At 48.7% G+C, this 25072-nt stretch carries 20 protein-coding genes; 17 read left to right on the forward strand and 3 right to left on the reverse strand.

Features of this window, described 5'->3' with window-relative positions; genetic code table 11:
* Positions 1-26 precede the first annotated feature (26 nt).
* Together ACFODX_RS09175 and ACFODX_RS09180 are read left to right on the forward strand one after the other, a co-directional pair.
* Positions 27-1535: a tryptophan halogenase family protein gene (locus tag ACFODX_RS09175; RefSeq protein WP_378118323.1), complete on the forward strand. Its 1509-nt coding sequence runs from the start codon at positions 27-29 to the stop codon at positions 1533-1535.
* A 593-nt stretch (positions 1536-2128) separates the two neighbouring features.
* On the forward strand, positions 2129-2668 hold the full coding sequence (locus ACFODX_RS09180; protein WP_378118325.1) for a glutathione peroxidase: 540 nt from the start codon (positions 2129-2131) through the stop codon (positions 2666-2668).
* Between the two features lie 116 nt (positions 2669-2784).
* On the opposite strand, the gene ACFODX_RS09185 is transcribed toward ACFODX_RS09180, so the two are convergent.
* Positions 2785-3042 carry a hypothetical protein gene (locus tag ACFODX_RS09185; protein WP_378118327.1) on the reverse strand — a complete coding sequence of 86 codons (258 nt, stop codon included), beginning with the start codon at positions 3040-3042 and terminating at the stop codon, positions 2785-2787.
* Positions 3043-3245: 203 nt separating this feature from the next.
* Between ACFODX_RS09185 and ACFODX_RS09190 the strand changes: the two genes are divergently transcribed.
* Positions 3246-6428: a TonB-dependent receptor gene (locus tag ACFODX_RS09190; RefSeq protein ID WP_378118329.1), complete on the forward strand. Its 3183-nt coding sequence runs from the start codon at positions 3246-3248 to the stop codon at positions 6426-6428.
* A gap of 43 nt (positions 6429-6471) precedes the next feature.
* A complete protein-coding gene (locus ACFODX_RS09195; protein WP_378118331.1) occupies positions 6472-9129 on the forward strand; it encodes a hypothetical protein in 2658 nt (885 codons plus the stop codon).
* Between the two features lie 517 nt (positions 9130-9646).
* Here ACFODX_RS09195 and ACFODX_RS09200 read toward each other — a convergent pair.
* Positions 9647-11407 (reverse strand): hypothetical protein, encoded by a 1761-nt coding sequence (locus tag ACFODX_RS09200; RefSeq protein WP_378118333.1) that lies wholly within the window; start codon positions 11405-11407, stop codon positions 9647-9649.
* A 315-nt stretch (positions 11408-11722) separates the two neighbouring features.
* Here ACFODX_RS09200 and ACFODX_RS09205 point away from each other — a divergent pair, with 315 nt between their 5' ends.
* Positions 11723-12916, forward strand: coding sequence for a class I SAM-dependent rRNA methyltransferase (locus ACFODX_RS09205; protein WP_378118335.1), 1194 nt, complete (start codon positions 11723-11725; stop codon positions 12914-12916).
* A 46-nt stretch (positions 12917-12962) separates the two neighbouring features.
* On the opposite strand, the gene ACFODX_RS09210 is transcribed toward ACFODX_RS09205, so the two are convergent.
* Complete coding sequence (locus tag ACFODX_RS09210; protein WP_378118337.1) at positions 12963-13619, reverse strand: histidinol-phosphatase; 657 nt, start codon at positions 13617-13619, stop codon at positions 12963-12965.
* A 244-nt stretch (positions 13620-13863) separates the two neighbouring features.
* Between ACFODX_RS09210 and ACFODX_RS09215 the strand changes: the two genes are divergently transcribed.
* The 12 genes from ACFODX_RS09215 to ACFODX_RS09270 all read left to right on the forward strand — a co-directional run bounded on the left by ACFODX_RS09215 (position 13864) and on the right by ACFODX_RS09270 (position 24982).
* Complete coding sequence (locus ACFODX_RS09215) at positions 13864-14367, forward strand: RNA pyrophosphohydrolase (RefSeq protein ID WP_378118340.1); 504 nt, start codon at positions 13864-13866, stop codon at positions 14365-14367.
* A gap of 31 nt (positions 14368-14398) precedes the next feature.
* Positions 14399-16666, forward strand: coding sequence for a phosphoenolpyruvate--protein phosphotransferase (gene ptsP / locus ACFODX_RS09220; RefSeq protein ID WP_378118342.1), 2268 nt, complete (start codon positions 14399-14401; stop codon positions 16664-16666).
* A gap of 78 nt (positions 16667-16744) precedes the next feature.
* Entirely contained in the window at positions 16745-17548 is an 804-nt protein-coding gene (gene lgt, locus ACFODX_RS09225; protein ID WP_378118344.1) for a prolipoprotein diacylglyceryl transferase, read from the forward strand.
* A gap of 22 nt (positions 17549-17570) precedes the next feature.
* Positions 17571-18410, forward strand: a complete 840-nt coding sequence (locus tag ACFODX_RS09230; RefSeq protein WP_378118346.1) for a thymidylate synthase — start codon at positions 17571-17573, stop codon at positions 18408-18410.
* Between the two features lie 57 nt (positions 18411-18467).
* On the forward strand, positions 18468-18971 hold the full coding sequence (locus ACFODX_RS09235) for a dihydrofolate reductase (protein ID WP_378118348.1): 504 nt from the start codon (positions 18468-18470) through the stop codon (positions 18969-18971).
* Positions 18972-19235: 264 nt separating this feature from the next.
* Positions 19236-20018: a DUF3450 domain-containing protein gene (locus ACFODX_RS09240; protein WP_378118350.1), complete on the forward strand. Its 783-nt coding sequence runs from the start codon at positions 19236-19238 to the stop codon at positions 20016-20018.
* Complete coding sequence (locus ACFODX_RS09245; protein WP_378118353.1) at positions 20015-21382, forward strand: MotA/TolQ/ExbB proton channel family protein; 1368 nt, start codon at positions 20015-20017, stop codon at positions 21380-21382. Before ACFODX_RS09240 ends, ACFODX_RS09245 begins: the two co-directional genes overlap by 4 nt.
* An 11-nt stretch (positions 21383-21393) precedes the next feature.
* On the forward strand, positions 21394-21921 hold the full coding sequence (locus tag ACFODX_RS09250) for a MotA/TolQ/ExbB proton channel family protein (RefSeq protein WP_378118355.1): 528 nt from the start codon (positions 21394-21396) through the stop codon (positions 21919-21921).
* A 38-nt stretch (positions 21922-21959) separates the two neighbouring features.
* Positions 21960-22364 (forward strand): ExbD/TolR family protein, encoded by a 405-nt coding sequence (locus tag ACFODX_RS09255; RefSeq protein ID WP_378118357.1) that lies wholly within the window; start codon positions 21960-21962, stop codon positions 22362-22364.
* 6 nt (positions 22365-22370) lie between these two features.
* Positions 22371-22997 (forward strand): energy transducer TonB, encoded by a 627-nt coding sequence (locus tag ACFODX_RS09260; RefSeq protein WP_324259992.1) that lies wholly within the window; start codon positions 22371-22373, stop codon positions 22995-22997.
* A gap of 13 nt (positions 22998-23010) precedes the next feature.
* Complete coding sequence (locus tag ACFODX_RS09265) at positions 23011-24387, forward strand: tetratricopeptide repeat protein (protein WP_378118360.1); 1377 nt, start codon at positions 23011-23013, stop codon at positions 24385-24387.
* Between the two features lie 118 nt (positions 24388-24505).
* Positions 24506-24982, forward strand: coding sequence for a hypothetical protein (locus ACFODX_RS09270; protein WP_378118362.1), 477 nt, complete (start codon positions 24506-24508; stop codon positions 24980-24982).
* The last annotated feature ends 90 nt before the right edge of the window (positions 24983-25072 follow it).

Consider the following 25072-nt stretch of genomic DNA (forward strand, 5'->3'; position numbering starts at 1 on the left):
GTGGGGTCAATAGTGAGTAATAACCCATGCGCAGCAACTCGCAAAAACCCAAAAAAATCCTGATTGTCGGCGGCGGTACGGCGGGGTGGATGGCCGCGAATTTGCTGGCGGTGCGCTGGCCGGATATTGAGATTTCCCTGTTGGAATCCTCCGTGATTGGCATTATTGGCGTAGGTGAGGGCAGCACGCCGCATTTAAAATTTTTCTTTGATGCGATTGGTGTAACTGATGCGGAATGGATGCCGCGCGCCAACGCAACTTATAAAAACGGTATTAGTTTTGTCGGCTGGTCAGCGCTGCCGGGGTTTGAATCCTATTTTCATCCCTTCCCGGCGCAGACGGACGATATTTTTACCCTGCCGGTTTTTTTTAATCAGATCAACACCCGCGTGCAGGGCGTGGATGTGAATGCCCATCCGGATCATTATTTTTTAGAAACATATATCACTCGCCATAACTTGGGGCCAATTCCTGCAGAGACTTTTCCATTTGCCGTGGCCTATGGTTACCATTTTGATTCGGCGTTACTCGGGCAATTTCTCGCAGAAAAAGCCATGGGGCGCGGTGTGAAAAAAATTGATGCCACTGTGGATGAAGTATTGCTCGATGCAACTGGTGCGATCAGCGGTGTGCGATTGAACGATAGCCGTGTGGTAACCGCCGATTTTTTTATCGACTGCTCCGGTTTTCAATCGCTGTTATTGCAGGGCGCGCTCAAGGAGCGGTTTATCAGTTTTAGCGATAATCTGTTTAATAATGCAGCCGTAGTTATGCCCAGCGCGATTGCCGAGGTTATTCCGCCAGAGACACGCGCCACGGCGCTCTCCTCGGGTTGGGCGTGGAAAATTCCCCTGACTAATCGGTTTGGCAATGGTTATGTGTATAGCAGCGCTTACCTCAGCCCTGAACAGGCGGAGGTGGAATTGCGCCAGCATTTGGGTTTGATGGATGCCGATATCAATGCGCGGCACTTGCAAATGAAAGTGGGGCGAGTTGAAAAACACTGGCAACAAAATTGTGTGGCGGTAGGTTTGGCCCAGGGTTTTATTGAACCCCTGGAGGCAACCGCGCTGGCACTTTCATTTGACACTATCTCGCGTTTTATCACCCACTTTGAACAGGGTTTGTTTACCAATCAATTTCAGGATTTATTCAATCGCGAAATTAATGCAAAGTTTGAAGGCGTGCGCGATTACATAGTGTGTCACTACAAGGCTAACCAGCGACAAGATAACGATTACTGGCGCGCGAATGCCGCCAATAGCAATATTTCAGAAAGGCTGCAGCGCATATTGCAGTTGTGGCACAGCAGCAGGGATTTTGCGCGCGACATGTATGAGCAGCAATTAGTAGCCAGCTATCAACCCAAATCCTGGGCTTGTTTGCTTGCTGGTTATGGCGTGTTTCCACCGTTAAATACGGCACCACAAAATACGTTAACGTCCAGTTCCCAGGGCCATGCCCAAGTTGCTGATTTTATTCGCCGCTGCGGTTTGAATTTTCCTGCACATCAAACCTTATTGGTCGGGCTATAAAATGCAGTGCGTGCAATGAAAAAAATTATCCGGCGGGTTCGACTTTTCTCCCTACCAAAAAACGTAATTGCCTGCCGGTTATTCTGCTGCTAGTTTTTAATCATCGATTGATTTACTTGCCCGCGTTAACTGCGGCTAAAAAATCCAGACAATGACAAATAAAATACTTATCAAACGCAATTTATATATCACCTGTTTGCTGTTAAACGCCGGTTTGTTGCTGGCACTGACGGTCACGCTTTTGTTTCACTGAAGGTGTTTTTGTTGTAGGTTGTTTCCCGTATTTGCCAGGCTTTTGCCTGGCTTTTTTTTAGCCCACGGCGCGTGCAGGGTAAGGATTGGTTAATCCCGCCGCGTGTGGCTGGCAGGGCATCCAAAAAGGCTTAGACTGCGTAATCACAGCAAGATTAATTCAGCAGCACAATCGCTTAACTAAACCAATCACTTAACTAAACTAATTACGCAACAACACTAACAAGCCTGACCCGCAGGTCAAACTGGCAAACCAAAACAGAAAACAGCAGGATTCAGCGCTGTCGCTACCGGTTTTTGGTTTGCCCGCTACCGGGCGGGGCTCAACAAGAGGAACCACCGTGAAAACCCTATTATCTTCCCTGACATTCTTGGCGGCATTGGGATTGGCGCCGCTTGCCAGCGCTGCCTGCCCGGACTATATGCAAGGCGACTATCGCAAGCTTCACTCCAAAGACACAGTGAACCTGTGTGAGCTGATGGAAAATAAAACCGTGTTAGTGGTGAACACTGCCAGCCACTGTGGTTTTACCTCCCAGTTCAAAGGGCTTGAGGCGCTGCATAAAAAGTACAAGGATAAAGGTCTGGTCGTTGTTGGCTTTGCCAGCGACGACTTTAAACAGGAGGATGCCAGCGAAGAGAAGGCGGCAGAAATCTGCTACCTCAATTACGGTGTGACCTTCACCATGCTTTCGCCCACTGCCGTGACCGGCGACAAGGCCAACCCGCTGTTCAAGGCGTTGGCCGCACAGAGCAAAGAGCCGAAGTGGAATTTTAATAAGTACCTGCTCGGGCAGGACGGCAAGGTGATCAAACATTTTGGCAGCATGACCAAGCCGGATTCGTCCGAGTTGTCCGAGGCGATAGATGCTGCGCTCTAAGTTTTTATAAGTCGGGTAGCTTGAAACCAAGTCAGTTGCGCAGCAAGCGCCCCTGGCACTAGCGCTTCTATACCCGTCACCCCAAAACCGGCAAGGTTAACGCTTTGCCGGTTTTTTTATGGGGCTAAAACCGCGACCGCTTTGACGTTGGCAGTTGTTATCCTTCTTTTTACGGTGATGAAACCGTATCCATTTTGGCGCCAGATAAAAATCGTTTTTGCATATAAAACGCCGCTAAAACTAAAAAAATGTGCAATTTTGGTATCTTTTTGGTCAAAATTTTTATTCCTTTGCCATTTTTTGCTTGTTTTATCCTCTGTTATCCCTCTTTTCCTTTCTGTGCGGTCTGCAAAATAAGGTGTAACCGTTATCATTTTTGTCTTGAAACCGATTACATTTTAATCCATTATCATGGCACCTAAAGGTCTAATTGCCGCTGTGTATTGGCGGGCAATTCAAATAATAAAAGCGAACAACCCCTGAGCGAGAGATCTTCCTTCGTTTGCTATTCCCCCGCTTTTTATGTGACCCGCCGGCACAGAGTTAGATATACCAATAACAAGATGAGGATTTGAGCATGAGTTATCCCAACGGTTTTAACCCCAGAAGAAAAGCTCTGGTGCTGGCGATTAGCTGCGCACTGGGCGGCTTGTCTACTGCCACATTCGCGCAAGAAGCGCCGGCAGCGGATGAGAATCTGGAAGAAGTGATAGTAAAAGGTGTGCGCGCTTCCCAAGCCAAAGCGATTGACATCAAGCGCGGTTCTGCCGTGGTGGTGGATTCAATCGTGGCGGAAGACATAGGCAAATTGCCGGATATGACCATCACCGATTCGCTGCAGCGTGTGACCGGGGTGCAAATCAAGCGTGAGGCTAATGAGGGAACCTCGCTCAACATTCGCGGTATGCCGCAGGTGCTCACGACTTTGAACGGCGAGCAGTTTCTCAGCCCCTGGAATATCACCGATGTGGGTGCCAACTACTCCGATGTGCCGGCGAGCATGATTCGTGGCGTGGATGTTTATAAATCCCAGGGGGCTAACGCTATCCCCGGCGGTATTTCCGGTGTTGTTGATCTGAAAACCATTCGTCCTCTCTCGCTGGAGGAGGGGATAACTGCCAACTTGCGTTTGGAGGCGTCGCAAGGCGAACGCTCAGATAAAGAGATGAAAAGCGATGGCACCACCGGCAGCCGTTCGCCCGATGACAATATCAACCTATTTGTGGGTTACAAACCCAATGACCGTATGGCGGTGACCTTGGGTGCTTATACTTCCAGTACCTACAACGCCAACTATCAGATGTCCCAAACCCAGGCATTTGCCTTCCTGGATAAGCGCAACGGCACCCCGATTGACCCCTCAGACATCAATGGCGACGGTGATCTGGTCAATGACTGGTATATGGTTCCCACCAATTATGGTGTGGAAAGCAGTTTCATGGAGCGTGAGCGCGAAGGTGGCTCTACCAGTATTGAAGTGGAGCTAAATGACTATTTCACTCTGCGCGGCGATGTTTTCTACACCAAGATGGAACAGTTCGATCGCTACGTAAAAGCTAGCTTTGATGGTGCTGACACACCTTGGGCCTATTCAGTCAATGGTGATTTACGCGGCCCGGACAATGCTTTTGGTGAGGAGTATGCCGCGTTTGCGCCTGACGTGCAGTACAAGGAAAATGGCTTGTACAACGTAATTCTTCCGGGGTCGGTGGTGTCCCCGGCAGGACAATTTACCTATGTTGATGATCAGGGCCAAACCCAAACCCGCGACTTGCACACCTTGCGTGTCGCCGAGATTTTGTCATCCAGCTTTGGTTCTACCTCTGGTACCCGTATCAACCGCACCGGGGCCATTAACAGCAATATCCAGCTGGATTACGACAATCAGGACAATATCAAAGCCAGTGTGCGTTACATTTATGCCGAGGCTGAAAAAGAAAGTCGCTTTGCTAACCTGCAACAGGGCACTCCGGCATGGCACTGGGTAGATGCCGATGGTGTCAATGGTAAGGATGTGATCAAACCCTACCGTGTTACTGTCGATTATCGTGGTGAATTCCCTTCTTTCTCTTACACGGCCGATTTAGCTGATGCCAGTAACCTGACTTATTACCAGGCCATGGCCGATGGTAACAACACAGATGCAACGCTCAACGTATTGCGCGGTGACCTGAGCTACCAACTTGACCTCGGTATTCTGGCTTCGGTGGATGTGGGTGCACGTTACGGTGTTCGCGACGCGGAGTACACCAAGTTCTATTACGTGACGCCAACCGGTCGTTACAGTAACGATCAGCGTATCCCCTTGGCTAAACGCAACCAGCTCTACTCTGGCAACCTGATCTGGCAGCGCTATCCGGATTTCCGTACCTTTGACTACAACCTTGAGAATCAGGCTTTGCGTGATGCAGGTCTTTACGATAACGGATTCCGTGCCAATGACCCGCTGATTGTCCCCTTCACTGACTTTGGCCCGTTTAAGGGCTTTGAGAATGGTGTTGCGGCGGTAAATCCAGCCGCATGGGACAACCCGCTCGATTTTATGAATCGTCTCTATCCAGGCACCAAAACGGTGGACGATCCTGCCTACGCCTATCGCGTGGAGGAGGCATCAACCGCGACCTATGTGCAGCTTAATTTGGATGATGCCGAGGGTGTGTTTGGTATTCCCTATAGCGGTAACCTTGGCCTGCATGTAATGCGCACTGACCGCACCGTGGATCGGAACAATATTCCGGAGGTGTTGGATATCTACAACTCCATAGGTGCAGCGGACTATCAAAAGCTGGCATTTGTGTATGACGTAGAAACCAGCAAGCGCTCCTTCACCCAATACCTTCCGTCACTCAATCTGAACTTCTTCCCGAGCGACGATGTGATACTGCGTTTTGGTGCGGCTAAAACCACCTCGCGTAATAATCTGGAAAATGTAGGCGCAGGCCTGAGTCTCTGGTTATCGCAATGCCCCAAAACCGATGAAAACGGCAACCGGGTTATGTTTGTAAACGGCTCCGGCCAGCTGGAAGGTGAAAACGTGACCTGTACCGGTGGCGGTAGCGATCAGGGCAATATTGACATCAAGCCCTGGGAAGCGAACGTCTATAACACCTCGGCGGAATGGTACTTTGCCGAGAACTCTATTGTTGGCCTTGGTGTCTTCCTGATCGATGTCAACACCGCCGTACAAAGCTTCCAGGAGCGTCGTAGTTTTGTGGACGCCGATGGTATTGACCGGGGCAATACCGGCAATGTCTGGGTGTCCAGAAATGTGGGGGCATCAAACCTGTATGGTGTGGAATTAGGCTACAAGCAGCCATTTACCTTCCTGCCTTCCATCCTCAGTTCAACCGGTATCGAGTTTAACTACACCTACTCCGAAAGTGATTCTGGCGATGAGGATCTCTACGATAACTCACTGCCGCTGCAATCCAACTCCAAACACCAGAGCAACCTGATTCTCTGGTACGACAAAAACGGTATCAACGTGCGCTTGGCCTACAACTGGAAAAGCGAGGAGTACGAAGGTCGCGCCGGGCTCAATACCAGTGGACAGCCACTCAATTTGGGCAACTGGATCGAGCCAACGGGTTATCTGGATTTGTCGGTCAACTACTGGCTTAACGAGCATGTCAGTTTCTCGCTCAGCGGTACCAACCTGACCGAGCAGAGCAAGAAAAGTTACGCGCAATTTGAAGACCAACTGCAATCCATTTGGGTGCAGGAGCGTCGCTTCAATGCCGGTGTAACCTTCACTTACTGATAAACCCATTGCCAAGAATAAAAATTTACATTGGAGTCTGAATATGAAATTTAAGTTAGGTTATCTGGCGCTTTTATCGAGCAGCTTGTTGCTACAAGCTTGCGGTGGCGGTGGTCTCGCGGGCGGCAATGACAAAGACGTGGATACTATTCGCCCTGAAGCGGGCGTTGAGGATGAATCGGCGCGCCCACGTCCACCAGAGAATGCGGTGGTCATCACTACCGACCAACATTTTATTTACGATGCCGCAAAACAACCGATATTTTTACGTGGTGTTAACCATCTATACGCGGCTAATCCCAATGAGCGCATCAATGGTATCCCGGCAATTAAAACTGCGGGTTCCAACGTGATTCGTTTGCAGCTCGATGAAACCACCACCGAAACACAATTTGAAGGTGCCATGGCGCGGATTGTGGAAAACAAAATGGTGGCACTGGTGACGCTCACGGCTGAGGGTAACAAGCTGACCTGTACTGAAGACAGTACCTATCTGCTGAAAGCGGTGGATGATCTGTGGCTGAAAAAGTTCATGCCGGTATTAGTACAGGATCGCTTCCAACCGCACCTGATGCTCAACATCGCCAACGGCTGGGGAATTATGGATGTATTCAATCCAGACAGCCTCGGCTATCAGGAATATCTGGATACCTACAAAGCGCTTATCCGCAAATTCCGTACCGCCGGTTTTAAATTTCCGCTGGTGATCGATGCTCCCAGCTGCGGCCAGGATTTTAATGCCTTCCTCAGTGGTCGTTCGCGCGAGCTGATGGCTGCTGACACTGCCAAAAACCTGGTGTTTGGTGTGCATGCCGAGGGTGCCAAGTGGAATTCCAGCGATAAAATCGTGCATGCGGCGACCCAACTGTACAACGAAAAAGTGCCGTTTATCGTGACTGAATTTGCCGGTTCGGGAGTTGCGGGTGTTGATGAAACACCTATCGACCATAAAGACCTGATCGCTAAATCTGCTGGTGATGTCGCCTTGGCTTTTAATTTCCCTTGGGTGACTAATAGCGACGAAGCAGCCTATGTCATGACCCTGGAAAATACCTTGGATTTGCGCGGTGGTGCGGTGCTCTCCACCAATGTTTTCCTCGATAAGCTTTATGCAGAATTTGAGCTAAATAACTCTGGCCAATTTGTGCAGCGGGGTAAGCTCAGCTTCGCGCTCTATTTGAAAGATGCCAATGGCAATGCTTTGCGGGCAGGTAGTACCTCGGCTCTGGATCTGCGCAGCAATCAGTGGAGTAAATTAAGTTATGACCTGCCCAAATCCGCTAGTGATATTGACCCGGCGCAGCTGATGAATGGCGCCACCAGTTTTGATTTGACAGCGGTAAAACAAGTCGGCATCCAAATTATGGCCAACGGTAAGGCGGCTTCACTCAAAGCGCCGGTCAAGTTCGATGAATTGAGTATTCTGCCGGGTGTGCCGCCAGTTTACGTCGCCAGTTTTGATAGCGCCAATGAAGAGTGGATCAAAGCCTGGGGCGCGGTCGATGTTGGCCTTGCCAATGGCGCCTTCACAATGAAACCGACAGGTGGAGATTACGCCATCCAGTTGGCGGGTTGGAACGGCCCCAGTATCAGCACTATTCCGTTCAATAAAACCCTGGAAGCCACTTTCCGTATCTACTTGCCAAGTGAATATGCGGGGAAAAACTTGTGGGCTAAATTGTTTGGTCAATTTGGCGCGGGCTGGACTTGGGTTGAAACATCGTTAAATGCATCGGCACTGGTGCCAGGTCAATGGACTGAGGTGAAAGCATTGATTGCCTTCAATGAATCAATCAGTGCGGGCGACATCAACACAGCACAAGCGTTTGGTTTACAAATTGGTGGTTTCTCCGGCTCGGAAGTTGAGCCTATTCTGCTGGATTCCATCAGCATTTCGGATCCCAATGCGCGCCCGACCAAAACCGTTACTGCTTTGCAATACAAAGCCAGCTTCACTAAAGGGACTGAAGGATTTGTGAATGCTAACTGGGATGGTGGGCGGCCAGTACTGGATGCATCCAACGCGGAGTTAGCCGTCACTGTGCCTGCGGGTGATTTTGGTGCAATTAACAAGGCTGATATTAATTCCATTTCAGAAATAGATTTCCGTGGTGGCATCACAGTGAAAATGAAATTATTTATTCCTGCTGATTGGGCTGGCGATGATTTCTGGCTGAAATTCTTCTTTCAGGATGGCAATTGGAGCCACTTTGAATTCACTCCTGCATTGACGACAGCTACGCTGACCGCTGGTGAGTGGAATGAGCTGGAGTTTAAAGTTACCGAATTCCCTAGTGGTTTTTCGCGCACACTCAAGCCTCAAATGTTTGGTATGCAATATCGCGCTGTATCAGCGGGTACAGTCAAATTGGATGACATTGAAATTTATGGTGATATCCAGATTGATGATTCGCAGCCTATCCTGCATGTGGACTTCTCAACGCAAGCCCAATACGACGCCTTTACGTTTGATTTTGCCGGCGGTGGTTTCTCTGAATCAGCCCTTGCCACCGCAAAATATTCAGATTGGCGAGTGGTTCCTTTTGGCTGGACTGCAAGTTCATGGAAAGGCCATACGGGCGATAAAGCTCCACTGGATATTTCGCTTGATGAGGGGTTGGTAAACCTCACTGAGCGCGGTGACGAAATCGTAAATGGCTCCTTGGGAATCCTTGAGACATCAGTGCAAGCTAATTTTTAAGAATAAGTTGATGTGAGCGAAACTCGCGCGATATTTATCGCGCGAGTTTTCACAGGCTGTTGTTTGTTTATCTGCGTGTAAACGCTTGTTGAGCGCCGCCAATGATTGTTAGATGATTGGTGTCTTGTATATCAAGTAAGTGCCATGCCCGCTGGATTTTTACTTTCAATTTCTCTCCATTAACCAACGAATTGTGTTTCGCAGTACGCTTGGCAATATCTCCCGCGCTAGCCCACCATTAACCAACTCACGTTTGCTGCTGCAAATCTGCCGTCATTATTAGACTTATTTGTATGTTGCTAAGGTGCTTCTTTTGGTATTGGCTATTTGTTGCTCCGTCCTCTGTTTGTTATCAATCTCTTCTTACGCTTTCGTATCAGCTTATTGCTGATGATTGTCGCTGGGTATCGGTGAGTGAATAGTTTGTTGACTTATTGATACTCAGGATTATTAAAAATAAAAAGCCCCGAACTGGTCGGGGCTTTTTATGGGTTGGTAAAATTACATTTCTATGAATCTAGAGGAAGTTGATACCAAAGTTTTCGCTAAAGGATTCATCAGTTGAAACTTCAGCTTTAACTGAGAAGGCTGCGTTTACAGGTGCCGCCGGATTTGCTGCGACACTGATGGGAATACATGCAGCATTGGGTGTATTAGGTACAACAGTGTCCAATGTGGTGGTCATCCCAACAGGCGTCCCGTTGAGTGTTAGCTTGGTTCCGTTGGGAAGGCTATTACCATTTTCATCTTCAGCGCGCAAATAAACTGTACCTCTGGCTCCTGCGATAGAGCCGCTAAATGCTGAGCTGCACGCCGGGTCGCTCCAGAGTGACAGGAAACCGCTCGAACTGGACATGGACAAGACGATACTGTCGCGAACAGTAACTTTATCATCCGTACAAAGTCCTTCATCTTTCTGCTCTTTGTAGCAAAGTGTGCCGTTGTAGACGTTGCTGACGCTGGCGCTGTCGCGTTCCAGTGCTTTGTGCGCAGGCAGGGCTACATCGACAAAACGCTCACCGATTTCATAGGAGTTGTTTTCATTTGCGTCGAGGAATGCTTCCCCCAGATTGGATACAGGCTCTAAAGCACCGGAGGTTGCTACGCGGTTATAGCGTCCATTTGAATCGACATCGGTGAAGTTTTCGTTGCCGGATGAGAAGGCCAAAATAGTAATGCGGCCGTCAGCAGGTCTAAACTCTTGTGAGAACCACTTCACCGAGCACGAGCCGTCCAGGGTTAGACAGCTGGCGCCGATTCGGCCGCCCTCGGTCCAAAAGCTTACTGCTGTGTTATCGACAACCGGGTTACCGAAGTCATCTGCCATGCTCATAGTCAGTGTTACTTCAGTGTTGTCCCTGTCCCAAGCTCTCGGATTTAGCTGGGTAGCCGAAAGGGAAATGGAGCGCTGTACCGGAATCCCGGAAGAAATAATCAGTTCGTTGGATGAAGTGGAAATGTTGGTGCCAACAATAGTGGCAGATACGCTGACAGGTGTTGCGACATTGCCCGCTGTGATGCGTGTGCTGACATAGCCTTCGCTGTTGGAAATTGCAGTTGCAGGGCTAAACGTCAATCCGCCAGGTGTCGAGGCGATACTGAAGTTGACCTCAACCTGGTCGAGTGGTGCGCTGTTCTCATCTACTACACGGAAGCGCACTAGCGAGGTTTCCACTCCGCCACTTCCCTTGAGGCTAATCTGCTTGGGTGCTGCATCAGTGAACTGAATGCTGCCAGCAACACCTTGAGCGATATTTAAAACGATTTGTGCATTTTTCACTGAGCCGTTGATGCTGGCCGAGGCAACAATTGTATCGGCGCCGCTACAGCCATTGGCTTTGTAGTTGATGGTCGCGCGGCCATTGAGTGTAGTGGCGCTGGTGGCCGGAGCGTTAGCGCTGTTGGTCAGTGTTGCTTTTCCTGCCGCCACGCAGTCAGAGATAAAGGAAACGGTAATCGGTGCCGCCGCGGGGGTGTTGGTGCTGGTTACAACATAGACATTTAATGTGGTAAATCCGCCGGCGGATAAATTGGTTAATCCGTTGGTTGCATCCATCTCGCCTTCGCGGAAGTTGGCACCGCTGCCAGCACCTATTTTTTGAGGTGATACGGTATCAACACTGCTCGCTGCACCTGAACTAGGCTGGGTCGCGCTGGTGCTCGCACCTGACGAGGCTCGCGGGGGGTCAAGAGGTGAACTGCCGCCGCCGCCGCAGGCGGAAAGTAACAGGCTCAGAAACGCTGCACTGACGATCGTCTTTGTTTTTAGGGTTTGCATGGTGTCTTCCTAGGTTACCGGCCGCTCTGCATTTGCAATCCAGGCGGAAGCAGGTAGTGAAATCAATGATATAAATGGCATAAACATTCTGCGCTAAGCTCTTGAGCTTATTAGGACTTATTGCCACAGCTTACGTTAGCCTATTCCCCTGTAATGATAAAGTCCTGCATGTTTAAAAAATGTGCTGGCTGGCGCATATATCCAGATATTTGTGCGGTTATTAGCATTTTGCCTTGCCTTCCGTTTTATTTCGGTAAGCTGGGGTCTCAGGGCTTATAATCGCGCCACTTTATATTCTGCCAAACGAGTCTTCTCATGAACTTGCCTGCTCTTGTACTGAAACCCCAAGCTGATCGTCGTTTAAAACTGGGGCATTTGTGGATTTACAGCAACGAAGTTGATACCGATAAGTCGCCGCTCAAGACCTTCTCAATGGGTCAGCAGGCGCTGGTGACCACCCACAGCGGTAAACCGCTAGGTATTGCGCTGATTAACCCTAACGGCTTGATTTGTGGCCGCTTGGTCAGTCGTGATGAAAAATACCCTCTTAACAAATCCCTCTTGGTGCACCGCATCAAACAGGCGCTCGCGTTACGTGAGCTGGCTTTTGCTGAGCCTTACTATCGCCTGATTTACGGTGATGCAGATTTGTTGCCCGGGTTGGTGGTGGATAGATTTGGTGACTACCTGGTGGTGCAAATCGCCAGTGCCGGTATGGAATTGGTGAAAGATGAAATTGTGGAGGCCTTGGTGCAGGTATTAAAACCCGCCGGGGTATTGCTGGCCAATGAGCACAGTGCACGCAGCTTGGAAGGACTGACGGAATATACCGAGGTTGCCTACGGCGAGGTGCCTGAGTCGGTAGAGTTAATCGAGAATGGTGCGCGCTTTATGGCGCCAGTTCACGGCGGGCAAAAAACCGGTTGGTTCTACGATCACCGGATGAATCGTGCCCTGCTGAAGCAGTATGTGCAAGGTAAACGGGTGTTGGATGTCTTCTCCTACATCGGCGGTTGGGGGGTGCAGGCCGCTGTCGCAGGAGCGAGTGAAGTTTACTGTGTGGATGCTTCCGAAGCGGCGACCGATGCGGTGCTGGAAAATGCCCAGCTTAATGGCGTGGCAGATAAAATGGCGGCGATTCAAGGCAAGGCTATTGATGTATTGAAAGAGTTAATTGCCGCAGACGAACGCTTTGATGTGGTGGTGCTCGACCCTCCAGCCTTTATCAAAAAGCGCAAGGATCAAAAGGCGGGCGAAGCGGCTTATCGCCACATTAATGAGTTGGGCATGCGCCTGCTGGGGCGCGATGGTTTGCTGGTGTCAGCATCCTGTTCGATGCACTTGGGCAAGGATACGTTATTGGAAATAGTCCGTGCGGCTGGCCGCCATTTGGATCGCCATGTGCAAATTATTGGGCAGGGTGGGCAGGGGCCGGATCATCCTATCCACCCGGCCATTCCTGAAACCGATTATTTGAAAGCGGTATTTGCGCGCGTCTATTTGGCTTGATTCGGCTTCAAGCTCATCGGGCCTGCGTCTTTGCCTTTTGTTTGGGTCAGGCGCGCAGGCTGATGATGCTCCAGTTGCGCTCGTTCGCTATGGCGGTGAGGCGCTCATCCGGGTCGACCGCCACGGGGTTATCCACTAGCTCCAACAGCGGTAAATCGTTGATGGAATCGCTGTAAAAATAAGCGCCCTCAAGCGAGTGATGGTTGTGCTGCAGCCACTCTTTTAAGTGAGTTATTTTTCCGCCCTGAAAGCAGGGGGTTCCGACAAACTTGCCAGTATGGCGTCCGTTTATCACTTCGGGATCGGTAGCGAGTATGTCGTCTACGCCAAGGCGTTTGGCAATCGGACGGGTAATAAAACCGTTGGTGGCAGTGATGATCAGCAAGTGATCACCTTGGTTGCGATGTTTTTCCAGTAGTGCCCTGGCCTTATCGAGCAGTAAGGGTTCGATATGCTGCTGCATAAATTCGCGGTGCAACTGCTGTAGTTCGTCCTGATTAAAGCGCGTCAGCGGTGCGAGTGAAAACTCCAGGTAGGCGCGTATATCCAGGGTTCCGTTTTTATAATCCTGATAAAAACCCTCGTTGGCGATGCGGTAAACCTCGGCATCCACCAGTTTTTTCTCCACCAAAAAAACACCCCAGCTGTAGTCGCTATCGCCGGCAATCAGGGTGTTATCCAAATCAAAAATAGCCAGTGCCACGGGTTGAATCCTCTGTATATAAGCTGGAGCTTGCGGTCGGCGGAGTGCGCGATCAAGGGGGCGCTAGGATAGCGATAGTGACTTGGCGGCTCAATGCAATTTCATTTCCAAGATTCAGGGTTGCGGCTTTGGGCAAGCCTGATATAGTGCGGAAATCGCTATTTCGTGGAACATAACTGCCACTGTTTTAATCATTTGGCGGATGTCCCGGCAGCAAAACCCTTTTAAATGGATGATTCTCCCCGTGATAGATTCCGACGGATTTCGCCCTAATGTGGGCATTATTCTGACCAACGATCAGGGGCAGCTCTTATGGGCTCGCCGTGTCGGTGGTCATGATGCCTGGCAATTCCCCCAAGGCGGAATTAATCCGAACGAAAGCCCTGAGCAAGCCTTGTACCGCGAGCTATACGAAGAGGTAGGGCTGCGTCGAGAGGATGTGGAAATTCTTGCCTGCACGCGCGGCTGGTTGCGTTACCGGTTGCCGCATCGGCTGGTTAGGCATAATTCAGTCCCGCTGTGCGTAGGTCAAAAACAGAAATGGTTTTTACTGCGTATGCGCAGTTCAGATAGCAAAGTCAGCCTCAATAATGGTGGGCGCGCCGAATTTGATGCGTGGCGCTGGGTGAGTTACTGGTATCCCCTGGGCAAAGTGGTTGCTTTTAAACGCGATGTTTACCGCCGGGCACTCAAAGAGCTGTCATTATTTCATTCGCTCCATGAGGATCGACGCAGTCGCGCCAGCTAAACCATTCCATCCAACGGGCTTTATCCAACCTATGTTGAACTCTCTCAGATCCATCGTTCAGGAAGTAAACGCAGCGCGCGATATGAAATCGGCGTTGGCGATTATTGTGTCGCGGGTCAAAGAGGAGATGAAAACCCAGGTCTGTTCAGTCTACTTGCGTGATATTAAAGGCGATTACGTATTAATGGCGACTGATGGTCTTAATGCGGATGCTGTGGGTAAGGTGCGTTTGGCGGCGGGTGAAGGTCTGGTTGGTCGTGTTGTGGTGCGTGAAGAGCCCATCAATCTTGAGCATGCAGAGGCTCATCCCAGCTATCAATACTTTCCCGAAACCGGAGAAGAGCGCTACAGCAGCTTTCTTGGTGTGCCCATCATCCACCATCGCAAAGTGCTTGGTGTCTTGGTGGTGCAGCAGGTAGAGCAGCGTCGTTTCGATGAGGGTGAAGAAGCTTTTTTGGTCACTATGTCAGCACAGCTGGCCGGTGTGATCGCCCATGCGGAGGCTACCGGCGGCATAGTTGCGCCCGGTGCAAAAGCCACTCAAGCCAAGTTTTTGGGTGTCTCTGGAGCTTCCGGGATTGCCATCGGCGAAGCGGTAGTCTTGACCCCAACGGCCGACCTGCGTGCTGTGCCCTATCAGGCCTGCAAAGATGTCGATGCGGAAATTGCGTTTTTCCAGCGCAGTTTGACAGCAGTTCGCGATGACATTAAATCCCTGGGGGAACAGTTGCGCGCCCGCATTAATCGCGAAGAGCAGGCGCTTTTTGATGCTTATCTGGCAATGCTGGATGACGCGTCCCTGGCGCGCGAAGTAACTGATCGTATCCGCAAAGGTGCCAGTGCGCCCTATGCTTGGAGCGAGGTTATCATCGAGCACGAAACTATTTTCAATAGTATGAATGACCCTTACCTGCGCGAGCGGGCCACTGATGTTCGCGACTTGGGGCGGCGCGTGCTCGCCTACTTGCAGGAGTCCAATCAAAAAGCGAGGGTGTATCCCGACAAAACTATTCTGATTGGCGAAGAATTGACCGCATCCATGCTGGGAGAGATTCCCAAGGAGAAGCTGGCAGGGTTGGTGTCGGTATTAGGATCATCCAACTCCCATGTGGCGATTTTGGCGCGGGCAATGGATATTCCCACGGTAATGGGCGCTGTGGATTTGCCTTACGCGCAAATGGATGGCCGTCCGGTGATAGTTGACGGTTACAAGGGGGCGGTTTATTCCGACCCGAGTGCTCAACTACGCAAACATTACAAGGCGATTTACCTCGAAGAGCAGGCGCTGGTAAAAGGGTTGGAGGCGCTTAAGAATCTGCCTTGCGAAACCCAGGATCGCTATCGTTTGCCGCTTCATGTAAACACGGGTTTGATGGCAGATGTGGTGCGCTCATTGGAGCGCGGCGCAGAAGGTGTCGGGCTTTATCGGACCGAGGTGCCGTTCCTGTTGCGCGACCGTTTTCCGAGTGAGGAAGAGCAGCGTGGAATCTATCGGGAGCAGTTAGAAGCCTTTGCTCCACACTCGGTTACTATGCGCACACTTGATATAGGTGGCGATAAAGCTCTGCCTTACTTTCCGATTGAAGAGGACAATCCATTTCTTGGGTGGCGCGGCATCAGGGTTACGCTTGATCATCCCGAAATTTTTCTGGCGCAGATTCGTGCCATGATTAAAGCCAGCGAAGGCTTGGATAATTTGCGCATTCTGCTACCGATGATCACCAATATTCAGGAAGTAGATGCGGCCAAAGCGTTGATCCAGCGTGTTCACAAAGAGTTGCTTGAAGAGGGATTCAGGGTCCGTAAGCCGCAAATCGGTGCGATGATTGAAGTCCCTGCAGCTGTTTATCTTGCACCCGAGTTGTCGCGTCGGGTGGATTTCCTGTCGGTAGGCAGTAATGATCTCACTCAGTATTTGCTCGCTGTAGATCGCAATAACGCTCAGGTAGCAGACCTCTATCAGGCGTTTCATCCTGCCGTGCTGCGTGCCTTGCAGTACATTGTCTATGCGGCCCACGATGCTGGAATCAGTGTGAGTATCTGTGGTGAGTTGGCCGGCGACCCCGGCGCTGCCATTTTGTTAATGGCAATGGGGTTTGATGTTTTGTCGATGAACGCGACCAACTTGCCCAAGGTTAAGTCTGTGATCCGGGGTATAACTTTTGCGCGCGCAAAAACCTTGTTGGAAGAGGTGATGCGAATGTCCAATGGTGACCAGATCCGTGATCATATCGCCCGTGAACTGCGCGACTCTGGTTTGAATCGTTTGATCCGCCCGGTTACCTCCGACAGTAATTGAGCGTAAAGCCTACAAATTTGTCATAAATCCGCGTCATAATCCCCGGCCCTTCGCCGGATGATTCAGGTTTAAGTGTTTATGCTGCAATACCCCGATATAGACCCAGTTGCGTTTTCCCTCGGCTCATTTAAGGTTCATTGGTACGGCATTATGTACCTGTGCGCCTTTGTCAGTGCTTGGCTGATTGCCATGCATCGCGCCAAGCAGCCGAATGCTTTTATCAATAAGTCTCAAGTAGAAAACCTTATTACCTATGGTGCGTTTGGCGTCATTCTCGGTGGCCGATTTGGTTATGTGGTGTTTTATAACTTTGATTATTGGCTGACAGATCCGTTGTGGTTGTTCCGGGTTTGGGAAGGAGGCATGTCATTTCATGGCGGTCTGATTGGAGTGATTGTGGCGATGTTCCTATATGCCAAGCGAATAGATCGTTCCTTTGTCGGACTCATGGATTTTGTTGCGCCCATAGTTCCCCTTGGGCTGGGTTTTGGTCGTCTCGGTAATTTTATCGGTCAAGAGCTTTGGGGGCGTGTAACTGATGTGCCTTGGGCGATTGTCTTTCCAAAAGCGATGGATCCGGAAGGTGTTGCACGACATCCGAGTCAGTTGTATCAGGCATGTTTAGAGGGGTTGTTGCTGTTCATTATTATTTTTTGGTTTTCTTCGAAGCCTCGTCCGCGAGGTGCAGTTTCGGGGTTATTCCTTATTGCTTACTCCAGTTTCCGTTTCACGACCGAGTTTGTGCGCGAGCCAGATAAAGGTGTTGAGTTGATTGGTTGGATGACGCGAGGACAGTTGCTTTGCATTCCAATGTTTGTTGGGGGGATAGTCTTGCTGGCTTTTGCCTACGCTGCACCCCGCAAAGCCGCTGGCGCCCAATAACTTCTGTTTTACAGGTAGCACAATGAAGCAGTACCTTGATTTGATGCGTGATGTAGTTGAAAACGGCATTTCGCGCGGCGACAGAACTGGCACTGGAACCCGTTCAGTTTTCGGTCGGCAATTGCGTTTTGATCTTAGTGAAGGGTTTCCTTTGGTAACAACTAAAGTTGTTCATCTTAAAAGTGTAATAGTTGAACTTTTATGGTTTTTACAAGGTCGCACAGATGTTACCTGGCTTAAGGAGCGGGGTTGCAATATCTGGAACGAGTGGGCAACTGAGGCGGGCGACTTGGGGCCTGTGTATGGTAAGCAGTGGCGCAGCTGGCATTGCCCTGATGGCACTACCATTGATCAAATTTCGCAGGTCGTAGCGCAGATCAAAAAGAATCCTTATTCGCGCCGTTTAATCGTCAGCGCCTGGAATCCTGCTGACTTGCCGGATGAGACCCTGAGTCCCCAGCAAAACGTTGAGCAGGGGCGCATGGCTCTGGCTGCTTGCCACACCCTGTTTCAGTTTTATGTTGCTGAAGGTAAGTTGTCGTGTCAGTTGTATCAGCGTAGTGCTGATTTGTTCCTGGGGGTACCGTTTAATATTGCCAGTTATGCATTGTTAACACACATGATTGCCCAGCAGTGTGATTTGGATGTTGGAGATTTTGTGCATACCTTCGGTGACTGCCATCTCTACAATAATCATATAACTGACGACATAGTTTACGAACAATTAACACGCGAACCCAAAAACTTACCTACACTAAAGATCGTCCGGCGACCCGACTCAATTTTCGGTTATGAATTAAGTGATTTTGTATTTGAAGGTTACGATCCGCATCCCCGCATAGTCGCGCCTATTGCTGTTTAACTGGGCTGTTGTAGGTTGTTGCAAGTAAAAACTTTTAATAAATAGCGAAGGCTCCGCATGAAATTAGCCATCATTGTGGCAGCAGCAAAAAATGGTGTTATTGGCGTGGGCAACGAGCTCCCCTGGCATCTCCCGCAGGATCTGAAATATTTTAAATCAGTGACTATGGGCAAGCCTGTGATCATGGGAAGAAAAACTTATGAATCAATTGGTCGTCTTTTGCCTGGGCGCGTGAATATTGTTGTGACGCGTAACAAATCATGGTCTGCACCTGCGGGTTTGTTGGTTGTGCATAGTCTTCAGGATGCAATTGATTCTGCTGCCAAGCTGGCGGGGCCTGAGTTGGATGAGATAATGGTGATTGGCGGTGCAGAGTTGTATCGTGAAGCGCTTCCTGTTGCAGACAAGGTCTACCTTACGGAAGTCGCTATTGAGCCAGATGGTGACGCTTTTTTTTCATTGCCTGATGTGCGGAATTGGGTGCTTGAGTCGTCTACAGCAGGTGAAGAATTGGCTCCGATCTCGCACAGATTTTTGGTTTATCGGCGTCAGGCTGCCTGATTAAATTGGCGTCAAGAATTTTTGGTAGGCAAATTTTTTCTATTTTCTGTGTTACCGGTATGCGCGCTGTTATTGGCAATGTGTTACCGGGTTGATACCGAAGTACACACGTGAAGAGCATAAGGATAAATCATTGGAAGTAGGCTATGTCGCTTATTACAATGCCGGCGTTCTTAGCCGCCTCTAAAGAGGCAACGTGGATAACGCGTCTGCGGCAGCTTGTTGCCGCAAACTCACTTGATTGAACACCCAGTTGGGGGGATTATGAAAAAGCAGCGATTGAAAGCGGTGGCAATAACCACAATGCTTTCTGCCGGCGCGCTAATGGGTAGCGTGGCAATGGCAGATCAAACACTGGATGCAGTGCTTAAAGCGGGGCAGGCCAAAACTACTTTGGCGCAAGATTCCCAAAAGCGCATCGACAGATTGGCTCAGGAAACTGACGATCTGACACAAGAGTTCAAACAACAAAATAAGTTGATTGATGATCTTCGTGTATTTAATGCCCAGATGGAAAAGCAAGTTGCTAAACAGCTGGTTGTTGTTCAAGAACTCGAGCAGTCAATCGAGAAAGTGACTGTAATTGAGCGTCAAATTCAGCCGCTTGTCTTCCGCATGCTGGATAGTCTCGAGCAGTTTGTGAACTTGGACAAGCCATTCCAAGTAGAAGAGCGCAAAGAGCGAATTTCTATGCTTCGCGCCAACCAAGACCGTGCTGACATTTCTGTGTCTGAAAAATTCCGTCAGGTCTTAGAGGCATACAAAATCGAATCTGCTTACGGTAGCACCATTGAAGCATACAAAGGTACTTTGCCCATTGATGGTCAGGATCGTGAAGTAAATATTCTTCGTGTTGGCCGTATTTCTTTGATGTACCAGACAACTGATGCAAAGCAGTGTGGTACATGGGATGCATCTCAAGGTCAGTGGGTATCACTTGATAGCTCATACAACTCCTCCATTCTTAAAGGGCTTCGCATTGCTCGCAATCAGGCATCTAAAGATATTATGACTATGACTGTTCAGTCACCGGAGGCAGCACAATGAAAATGAAGTTAGTAAAAAGCTGTCTGATGCTCGCTGTTGCTGGCTTGTTGGGCAGCAGTTTTGCAGTTGCGCAAGAGAAAGCGCAAACCCTTGATCAATTGTTAGAGATGGTCAAAAAATCACAGATTAGCGAGTCTGCGGAGCACAAACAACGTGAAGCTGAGTTTGCCCGTGACAAAGCAAATCAGGCTAATTTGTTGGCTCAGGCAAAAGCGACGCGCCAAGCTGAAGAGGCTCGTTCTGCAGCCCTTGAAAAGAAGTATCAAGAACAAGACCTTTTGGTTGCAGCTAAGAAAACCCAGCTGAATGAGCGTTTGGGTTCCATGAAAGAACTGTTCGGTCACCTTACCTCTACAGCTGGTGATCTGCGTGCAACTCTTGAGACATCTATTGTAAGTGCTCAATACCCAAATCGCGGCGAATTCCTTGATACATTGATCGAGAAAATGAACAGCAACACCCAGTTGCCTGACATTGAAGAAATTGAGCGTCTGTGGTTTGAAGTTCAGCGTGAAATGGTTGAGACCGGTCGCGTAGTTAAGTTTAACACTACAGTCATTAAACCCAGTGGTGAGCAGGCTCAACAAGAGGTTGTGCGTGTTGGTGTTTATAACTTGGTATCAAATGGCATGTACCTGACATTTGATGGTTCCAAAATCCAAGAGCTGCCACGTCAGCCTGCTGATCATCTCGCCGGTGCTGCTGCACTGCAACAGTCAACATCTGGGATAGTTGATTTTGGTGTGGATCCAACGGGCCCTGCTGGTGGTCAGCTGTTGACTGCATTGATTGATACACCGACCTTCCTGGAGCGTGTAGATCAAGGCGGTACTGTAGGTTATGTAATTGTTGCGGTAGGTTTTATAGGCGTATTCCTTGGTTTGTGGCGTATGTTGGTACTGTTTGTCATGACCGGCAAGGTAAAAGCACAACTCAAGTCGGACAAGCCTAATATGAACAACCCATTGGGTCGTGTTTTGAAGGTTGCCGAAGAAAACAAAAATGTTGATACAGAGACCCTTGAGCTGAAACTTGAAGAGGCTGTTCTCAAGGAGCGTCCATCAATCGAAAGTGGTCTGGCTGTACTGAAAATTATCGCTGCTGTTGCTCCTTTGTTGGGTCTCTTGGGTACTGTTACCGGTATGATCGAAACTTTCCAAGCGATTACTATCTTCGGCGCTGGTGATCCCAAAAACATGGCGGGTGGTATTTCTGCTGCGTTGGTTACCACTGTTCAAGGTCTTGTTGTTGCTATCCCGGTTGTATTGATGCACACCTTTGTAAATGGTCGCGCCAAAGGCGTTATCCAAATCTTGGATGAGCAGACCACCGGTATCATTGCTGAAAACTCTGAACGCAAGTAGGGGATAAAAAGATGCAGGCTTTAACGGACGCTTTTGCAGCCATTGGAGCCTTTATGGATCAGGGCGGGCCATTGATGTATTACATCGCCGCCCTTACCTTTTTAATGTGGACTCTCGTGTTTGAACGAGTAGTCTACTTTAAAGGTGGTCTAAAAGGTGAAGTCCAACAGGCTTTGAATAGCTGGGAGCAGCGTAAAGAGCGCAAATCGTGGAACGCGCATCAAATTCGTGCGGCGATGGTTTCGCGTATGTCAGCGAAGATCAATAAGAATCTGGACATGATTACCACGTTAATTGCGCTTTGCCCACTTATGGGGCTCTTAGGCACTGTGACTGGTATGATTGAAGTGTTTAGTGTTCTTTCTCTGACTGGTGGTGGTGATGCTAAATCAATGGCGGGTGGCGTTTCTAAGGCTACCATCCCTACCATGGCGGGCATGGTTGCTGCGTTATCCGGTCTATTTGTTAACACGTACCTCACTCGAATTGCTGAGCGTGAAGATCGCTTATTTGCTGACCATTTGACTATGGATCACTGAGTGAACGGCAGTATTAACCTGTAATTAAGAGATGTCTCATGAGCAGGAACAACGCAAAACCAGATGAAGAACCCCAGGCTATCGACCTCACGCCGATGCTTGATGTTGTCTTCATTATGCTAATTTTCTTTATCGTTACTGCAACGTTTATCAAAGAGGCTGGGAAAGAGGTCGTTAGACCGGACGCAGTTACTGGCGATTCCAAGCCTAATGCAAGCATTCTTATTGCTATCGGAGATGACAATGAGATTTGGGTTGATAAGAAGCAGGTCGATCCTAGGGGACTTGTTAAGGTGATTGAACGTATGCGTGCCGATAATCCTAACGGTTCAGTTTCAATTCAGGCGGATACCAAAGCTCGCATTGAATTTGTATTGGAGGTCGCTAACGCCGCTCGTGAGGCTGGTGTTACTGATGTTTCTGTCTCCACTGAAGAGAAATAGGTAGCTATGAACTTCGCAAAAATAGGTATAGCAGGGCTTCTGGGGGTTGTAACAACCCTGTTGCTTTTATTTTTAATGTATCAGTTGGTTAATAATGATTTGGGTGATGTCTCACAGAAAAAAACTGTGAAAATTCCTGATATCAATATGCCTGATACAAAAATCGAAACTCGCTTTGAAGATGCCAAACCAGAAAAACCTGAGGCACCTGAAACTCCTCCAGATCTTCCGGAGCCTGAATTTGAGGCGCCCAATGTTTCAGGCGAGGCGCTGAACATGACGGCTCCAATTGCTAAAGCGGGTATAGATGTGGGAAGTGGTTCGTTAGCTTTTAGTGAGGGTGAGTATCTTCCTATAGTTAAAGTTCCGCCAGAATATCCGAGTACTGCTTTGTCGCGTGGCATTGAGGGTTTCTGTACAGTTGTCTATACGGTAACAGAGACAGGCACAACCAGAGATCCCGTTCCAATTGAGAGCGAATGTATTACAAAAGACGGCAAACCAACTTCTGTATTTAATCGTGCTTCTGTGAGAGCTGCACTTAAGTTTAAATACAAACCAAAAGTCGTAGATGGGAAGCCAGTTGAAGTTCCTGGTGTAAAGAATCGCTTCACATACACCATGCAGAAATAAAGGGGTAAAAGAAATGAGACAAGTGCTACCTTCTGTTTCTGTTGCTCTTGGTAAAACTTTGTTAGCAACAGCCATTGCTCTGGCACCGGTTGTTGTTAATAACGCTGCCAACACTTTTGCTCCGGGTGTTTTTGAGATTGGTGTTGCTAATGCGCAAGTCAAGGCAAAAAATAAATATGCCTCAGCGCAGCAGCGTAAGTTTCCCAATGTAACTGAGTCTTTCGGTAAAAAGATTACTGAAGCTGCCAATTATCTGCAGCCTCAGGATGAGTCGGTTAAGCCTGATCCGCGCAAAGCTATGCAATTGCTAAATGAAATGGCTGCTAACTCAGCTAAAGCTAATGCTTACGAGTTGGTGCTTTTGCATCAGTACACCGGTTATGCCCATCTTGGTGCTGAGAATTATGCTAAGGCAATCGAAAGCTTTAACAAAATGCTTGCCCAGACGCCGAACATGCCGTTGGCTACAGAGGCATCAACTATTCGTATAGTTGGCCAGCTGTACTCGCAACTGGACAATCCAAAAAAAGCATTGGAAACATTGCTCAAATGGACAGATTATGCAGAATCTTTGAAGCCTGAAGATTCATACATGTTTGCTACGCTTTATTATCAGCTAGAAGATAATAACAATGCGCTGCTAAATATTAATGAAGCGGTCAAGGCTCAAGAGTCTGCAGGCAAAGTTCCAGCTGAGTCTTGGTACATCCTGCAGCGTGGCTTGTATTTTGATAAAGAAGATTACAAGAGCGGTTTGGTTGTTCTTGAAAAGCTTATCAAGCATTATCCCAAGTCTCAGTATTGGAAGCAGTTGTCGCAGGTTTATCGCATGATGGATCGTACTCAAGATGCGCTGCATGCACTTGAGACTTGTTATCTGATGGGTGGTGTGACTACAGAAAAAGACCTGGTCAACTTAGCTTATTCATTCCTCGAAGCGGAAGTGCCCTACAAGGCAACCAAAGTTTTGAAGAAGGGTATCTACACAGACAAGGCTATTGAACCCACTGCAAAGAACTTGAAACTGTTGGCTGACGCATATCGTCTTTCTCAGGATGCTAAAAATTCTTTAATTGAGTATGAAAAGGCTGCTCAAAAGTCCACTGATGGTGAGCTGATCATTGGTCTGGCACAAGCATACCTTGCTAACGATAAATTCAAAGAAGCATCTAAATGGGGTCGCGATGCGTTGAGAAAAGGCGGTATTAAGCGTGTTGATCACGCAAACATAACCGTTGCTCAAGCTGAGTTTGAATTGAAGAATTTTGATGAGGCTGTCAAATTTTTCAAGGAGGCCGCTAAAGATGCAAGAAGCTCCAAAGTCGCCAATCAATGGATAACTTATTCTGAGCGTGAAAAAGCGAGATTAAGTGCTTTAGCACAGCAGTAATTGAGAGTTGGATCATTGGTCACGAAAAAGCCAGCGTATGCTGGCTTTTTCGTTTTCAAACGCTATTAGGTAGCTGTTGCACATGAATATTCTGGGGGAACATATATCATGCTCCCCCATGAACGCTAAAATACCCTCATCTTTAAAATGGCTAATGGTTACTTACCAAAAGCACATGCAACAGCTAAATCAGCTCGATGGGCAGCTAAACGAGATATATCGCCAGAGAAAGTTACTACTTGATAAAATTGAGCCATTGAAAAAGGTTATAGGTCTTCATGAGGTGCCTATAACCGCCAGTGACATCCCTTCTCTAAGAAAGAAAACAAAGCAATCTGGATTGGCTTATGGGGAGGTAACCAAATTGATATATAAATATCTTGGCTCTCTTCCTGAAGGTCAGGATGCCTCTGTTTCAGAAATTTTCTACTACTGCATGGGTGAGTTTATTATTTCAGCAGCTAATGATGCATCCGATCAACTTCTATTAAAATCAGTGCGAAAACAATTAAAAAATATGGCGTATAAAGGCAATATTGCCATAACCTTTTCAGGGAATACTTACAAAGATTCTCGTTATAAAAGGTTAAATTGAGATGCTATGACAGTTTGCCTGGTCGGCGATCCAGTTATATAGGTGTTGAATCCGGCTCGATTCTGATTTTATATATAAGTGAGCAGGCGC

It is taken from the genome of Cellvibrio fontiphilus (assembly GCF_042646205.1).
Lineage (GTDB): Bacteria > Pseudomonadota > Gammaproteobacteria > Pseudomonadales > Cellvibrionaceae > Cellvibrio > Cellvibrio fontiphilus_A.